At 26.6% G+C, this 5,431-nt stretch carries 7 protein-coding genes; 3 read left to right on the top strand and 4 right to left on the bottom strand.

What is annotated here, in order from left to right; genetic code table 11:
- Positions 1 to 62 precede the first annotated feature (62 nt).
- Entirely contained in the window at positions 63 to 380 is a 318-nt protein-coding gene (locus VN21_RS05165) for a DnaA ATPase domain-containing protein (RefSeq protein ID WP_052951984.1), read from the bottom strand.
- Positions 381 to 543: 163 nt separating this feature from the next.
- On the opposite strand from VN21_RS05165, the gene VN21_RS05160 reads away from it, so the two are divergent.
- Both VN21_RS05160 and VN21_RS18610 read left to right on the top strand, forming a co-directional pair.
- Complete coding sequence (locus VN21_RS05160; protein WP_046822359.1) at positions 544 to 789, top strand: hypothetical protein; 246 nt, start codon at positions 544 to 546, stop codon at positions 787 to 789.
- Positions 790 to 971: 182 nt separating this feature from the next.
- A complete protein-coding gene (locus VN21_RS18610) occupies positions 972 to 1,205 on the top strand; it encodes a hypothetical protein (protein WP_046822358.1) in 234 nt (77 codons plus the stop codon).
- Positions 1,206 to 1,622: 417 nt separating this feature from the next.
- Here VN21_RS18610 and VN21_RS05150 read toward each other — a convergent pair whose 3' ends face one another.
- Both VN21_RS05150 and VN21_RS05145 read right to left on the bottom strand, forming a co-directional pair.
- Entirely contained in the window at positions 1,623 to 2,906 is a 1,284-nt protein-coding gene (locus VN21_RS05150) for an FAD-dependent oxidoreductase (RefSeq protein ID WP_046822357.1), read from the bottom strand.
- Between the two features lie 30 nt (positions 2,907 to 2,936).
- Positions 2,937 to 3,893, bottom strand: a complete 957-nt coding sequence (locus tag VN21_RS05145) for a 2Fe-2S iron-sulfur cluster-binding protein (protein ID WP_046822356.1) — start codon at positions 3,891 to 3,893, stop codon at positions 2,937 to 2,939.
- A 205-nt stretch (positions 3,894 to 4,098) separates the two neighbouring features.
- On the opposite strand from VN21_RS05145, the gene VN21_RS05140 reads away from it, so the two are divergent.
- Positions 4,099 to 4,770, top strand: coding sequence for a TMEM164 family acyltransferase (locus tag VN21_RS05140; RefSeq protein ID WP_046822355.1), 672 nt, complete (start codon positions 4,099 to 4,101; stop codon positions 4,768 to 4,770).
- A gap of 5 nt (positions 4,771 to 4,775) precedes the next feature.
- Here the strand turns inward: VN21_RS05140 and VN21_RS05135 are convergent, their stop codons facing one another.
- Complete coding sequence (locus VN21_RS05135; RefSeq protein WP_046822354.1) at positions 4,776 to 5,399, bottom strand: hypothetical protein; 624 nt, start codon at positions 5,397 to 5,399, stop codon at positions 4,776 to 4,778.
- Between the last annotated feature and the right edge of the window lie 32 nt (positions 5,400 to 5,431).

Below are 5,431 nucleotides of genomic sequence, written 5' to 3'. Positions count from 1 at the left end.
TGCAAATAACTAGAATTTAAGTTTAGCTAAAGATTAATACAAAAAAATTAATTATAATTTATTTATCCATAAACCCTATAATTAAACTTCCTCCCCTTAAACAAGTCATCTATTAAAAGTACCTTAGCTCTTTTGTATCTACCAATAATCCTTTCATACTCTTCACTATCCATTACAGTTTGTTTAATCCTAGTTATTGATTCTCTATAAGACATATATAAAACTCCAATACAATTATCCATAAGTTTATTTGCAATCGCTAATGATAAATGGTTTTTTCCTGAACCTACTTGTCCTAAAAACATTATTGAATTATTTCTAGTATCTTTAATTTCATTGAATCTATTAACATATTTATTAGCTCTTTTAATATATCCCACTGTTTTCTTAGTGAGGTGGGCGTTCGTGATAAATCATAAGAAAATCCTCCCCACCCCTGTGCCTTTTGCGTTTGAATACTACTTTGTTTGTATATACTTATTTCGTTGCGATTTAAAGTAAACTTAGTTATTATTAACTTGAAAGATCTAAGGAGGTGATTATTTGAATACTATTACTAAGTTAAGTCCATTAAGAAGCTTCTTATATGTATTATTTTTTGTATTTATTTATTTCTCTATAATACATAGTTCTGCTATTTCAGGTGGTCTAGGTATTTTTATTGCTGGATTGATAAATTCATATGATTCATATATCCACTATAAAACTTTTAATACCTTAAACTTCTTATCTATAGTTTTTGCCGTTATGGGCTTACTTATAGGTTTCTCGCTAATTTGCTTTTCATAAATCTTTCTTTAGATTTTGAGAGTTTATAATTAAAAGTAAGGTGATGTAAATTTTAGTAAACTACTAATTTTTATGTCATCTTATTTTTTGTTTCTTAAAGTTAATTTCTGTCATTTTTAATATATTGCTATTTGAAATTTCCTTAACTACAATTATATTGAGTACGTTAAGGAGGTGTTTAATTGAATAGCATGTCTAGGTTTAATGCACTAAAAGTTATCTGTACTTGTATGATTATCTATAATTGTTTCAATTACTCTATTACTTTAACTAGTATGGTGACTCTTTTACTTGGTTTTATATTTTCTTATGAAACTTATTTTTCTTATAAGGATTCTGGAAAATTAGATTTTAAGTCTTTTCCTTTTGCTCTAGTATTTATAGTTGCTGGACTAGTTTCTCTTTTTTACTACTAATGTTCTAATTCTTATAGTGCTTGTCCATTTTTCAATATATTATATTTAGTTTTAAATCTTATATAATTTCATATAAGTATATAGAGGTGATTTATATTGAAAAGTGCAACAAATACTTATACTTTATCTAAACGTTTTTCTTTATCTTCTGTGTTATCAATCATTGCTTTAATCTTAATTTCCATTGATATATTTGCTGATATTATTATTTTAAGTATTGTAGGCTTATTTACTATTGGATGTATCAGCTTATATGATACATTAAATAACTATAAGCTTTATAGTACAATACAGTTTTTTTCTTTATTTAATACAGTGGTGAGCTTTACTATTGCTGTATCATATATTTTTTCTATGTTTTAAATTTCAATTCTTTAGCATAAGTAAAAGGAGATAACAAAAGTTATCTCCTTTTACTTATTTAATTATTTTTTTATTGAAAACTCCTTCTAATCCTGCCTTTTTAACTCTAGTTTCTATTTCCTTTTTATCTATTGTGTAAAATCCTAAGTCTTTCATTCTATTAAAGTAAACACTTCCTGCAAAAGTAAATTTTAATCTATCCGCATGCTCTTCTTTTAATTCTTGATTAGCATAAGATATAAAGTCTCCAATAGCAATACTAGTTGGTAGTTGAAGTAAATACATACCTATAGCATTTCTAGCTGCATTATGCCCAGCTAAAGATCCAGTACATATAGCTTCTGTATGCCCTACAAAGAATCCACTTTTTTCTCCACCTACAAATAAATTTTCTAGTCCTGTTACTCTCATATAGTTATCTCTTGGAGCAACCGAAAAATATCTTACTGAATTTCCCTTTCCACCTGAGTATGGATCTACTATTATAGCTCCCTCAAATCCTGGAATTTTTCTTAATTTTTCAAGTGGATAATATGGTGCCATTAACTTTGCATGACCTGTATCTATTAGAATTAAATTCTTAGCAAACTCAGGTAGTGAGTACTGTTGACAAACTTTTATATCAAGTTTTTCTGTATTTATAAGTTCTTCTGGTAAAGGTATTACAGCACAACCTTTTTCATTTAAATCTTTTTGAATTTCTTCACTTAAACTTTCTTTTAATAACTTCATAGAACCACTAAAAGCCCCTAACTCCCCTGTGTTTCTTCTTCCATACATATCTTCTATTCCACACTTGCTAGTTATACTAACTCTTCCTCCAAATGAAGGACATCTTAAAACACACATAGCACACCCATTACCATACTTAGTGCAATTTCCCATAGGTCCTGAAGATCCTGTTGTTTCTACAAATGAGTCTCCACTTATAATCTCCCCATCTTCTAAAACAACAGCTTTTATTTTCTTACCATCTAATTTTACATCTATAACTCTAGAGAAAAATCTTACTTCTATGCCCATACTTAATATTTTTTCTCTTACAGGTTTTTCAATTTCTGTTACATTGTATATAGTTGAATGTTTATGACCTGGAAAATCCATGTCTTTGTGTGTACTATACTTATCGGTTAATTCAAATAACTCACTTGCTCCTAGGGCTATAGCTTCTTCTGTTGCAGTATATCTTCCATTGTTTCTCATTATTCCTCCAACATTCCCAAGCCCTAGTAAAAGATCTGTTCTTTCTAAGATAGTAACCTCTGCTCCTGCTTTTCTTGCAGATATTGCAGCTGCACAACCAGCCCATCCGCCGCCTATAACTACTACTTTTGCCACTTTAAATTCCCCCTTAAACCTAAAACGAATTTATTTTAAACTTTTTAAATACTCTCTTCCATTAATTTGAGCTTTACAAGATTTCGTTCTTTTCCCATTAATTACAACCGTACATCCTCCACATATTCCTTCCCCACATACAATTAAATTATTATTTGCTATTGAGAATCTAATATTTTCGTCAACACTATCAACCAGTTTCATGATTTCCTTATTAAAAGAATTAAATCCGCCACTATACACAAGCTCTACATTATTTCTTCTTATATAGTCTTTAATTAACTCTTCATCTTCTTTTATATTTATGAAGTGGATATTAACATTTAACTCTTTTATTTTATCTATAACTTCATCTAAAATAGTTCTTCTAGTGTCTACAAATACTTCTACATGATTATTGTTTTTTAAGATATACTTAATTATTTTAGGTGCATTTACTTGAGATAACCCACTTAATATTACCGCTACATTACTATTTGTTGTAAGTTTAAACTCCTTAAGTCCTAATACCCCATTTAAGTATGGACCTCTTACCCATACTTTATCAAAACTTAATAACGATTTAGTCTTATGTCCAACCTCTTTAATTATTACTTTTAAAATTTCATTTTCAACATCTATATCCATAACAGATATAGGTACATTGTATCTTGAGTCAATTTGGTCTTTGCATCTTAATAATATATAAGAACCGGGATTTAATAGTTCTTCTAATAGAATTTTAGGCGTTCTTATCTCTAGTAAATATATATCCTCTTTTAATTCTTTTTTTGTTACAACATCACATAAAACATCTTTTTTTTCGTTGCAAGCTGCATTTCGATTATGCTGCAATTCATTGTATACGCAAACCCCCTGCCAAATACAATCACAAGTTTTACTGCCTTGTATTAAACTACATTGAATACAATCTCCTGAATATGCTAAATGACACGGACAGTATTTGCTTCCACAATCAGCACATGGTTGTATGCTTATTCTTTTCAAAAGACCACTTCCTTTAGATGATTTTTAAATGTCTAATTTTTAACTGCTATAGTATTAATTTATTATCTAATTTTTATTTTGTTACAATTAAATATTTATATAAATTTTTAAAAACTATATATCATAACTACTACTTTGGAATATAATGTATAAAAGGACATGATTACATATTTAAACTGGCTTATAAATAGTTAGGGGGGAGTTTATGAATTCTAATTTTGTTTTTTCTAATGAACATCTAATAATTCTACTTTGTGTAGCTATCTTCTTATTCTTATTGCCTAAGCTAACTAAAAATTTACTTCCATACAGCTATTTAGTAGAAAAAATTATATGCCTATCATTTGTATTCATAATTATATTAGAACAAATATGTTTAATTTCTTTAGGAAGTTATAATGTTTTTTACACACTTCCGATAAACATAACAAGCATAACAATATATTTGTGTATCGCTATTTTTCTTTTTAAAAAATATCATTTATTTAATGTATTTTTCTCATGGAGTATAGTTTGTTCTATAGGCGACTTAATATTTTTTAAAGATTTATATTTTGAGTTTCCACATATTCTTTATTTCTTTTATATAGCATCCAGATTATTACTTTTATATTCTTTAGTTTATTTAGTTGGAGTCAGAAAGTTTTATGTAAATTCTAGATGTATAGTAGATAATATAAAAGCATGTTCTTTATTTTTCTTATTTACTTTTTTATTAAATCAATTCACTAATGCTAATTATGATTATAGTTTTTCAAATGCTAATTTTTATAGCATATTATTATTCACATTTATTACATCTTTAATTTATTTACCTACATTAATTAAAGATAATAATAGTATTGATTTTAAATTTAAACGAAAAAATAAGTTATAAGAGTATTAAATAGTACTCTTATAACTTATTTTTTTATCTATATTCTTTTTATTTTTTTTAACTATATAAGAACTTATAAAAAACATACCTATGAAAACCATACTAATTTTTCCATTTTCTAATATTTTATTTTTCCATATAAAAATTGGAATTATTAAAATCAATGCACTAGTGTTATATAAAATTTTATATTTAAGTGGTTCTTCTTCTAAACCATACTTTTCTGATCTATAAAGCTTCAGGTATGTTAATACAATTGAAATAAAAAAAGCACCAATCAATATGTATACAAAATATTTGCTAACTAATGGTTTGTCTAAAACCAAGTCACAAAATAACGCCATTATTGCTATTACTAGTGAAAGTTTTTTGATAGTCTCTAAATACACAGCATAAATAGGTGTATTCATTATATAATCTTTGCATATAGTATCACAAAACTCCTTAGGATTAACTATATATTTCTCTAAGCTAGTATTTTTATTGCTTAAATTTATATACAAGTTATAAACCTTTTGACTTATATCTCTTTTATGACTTTCAAGCATATTTAAATTTCTTATATACTTTACCATACCAGTGTAAATAATAAAATTTTCATCTTTAAAACTTTTCTTACTATCCCCCATAAATTCACCCCACTGAATTTAAAATATTTATA

Origin of the sequence: Paraclostridium benzoelyticum, assembly GCF_001006285.1 — a bacterium.
In the GTDB taxonomy this organism is placed as follows: Bacteria; Bacillota; Clostridia; order Peptostreptococcales; family Peptostreptococcaceae; genus Paraclostridium; species Paraclostridium benzoelyticum.
The sequence above is the reverse complement of the archived record's forward strand: the minus strand, read 5'-3'. Positions and strand labels throughout refer to the sequence as shown.

Coding starts and splice junctions, on each gene's coding strand:
- VN21_RS05135 (WP_046822354.1), bottom strand. CDS start 5,399: ATGGGGGATAGTAAGAAAAGTTTTAAAGATGAAAATTTTATTATTTAC.
- VN21_RS05140 (WP_046822355.1), top strand. CDS start 4,099: ATGAATTCTAATTTTGTTTTTTCTAATGAACATCTAATAATTCTACTT.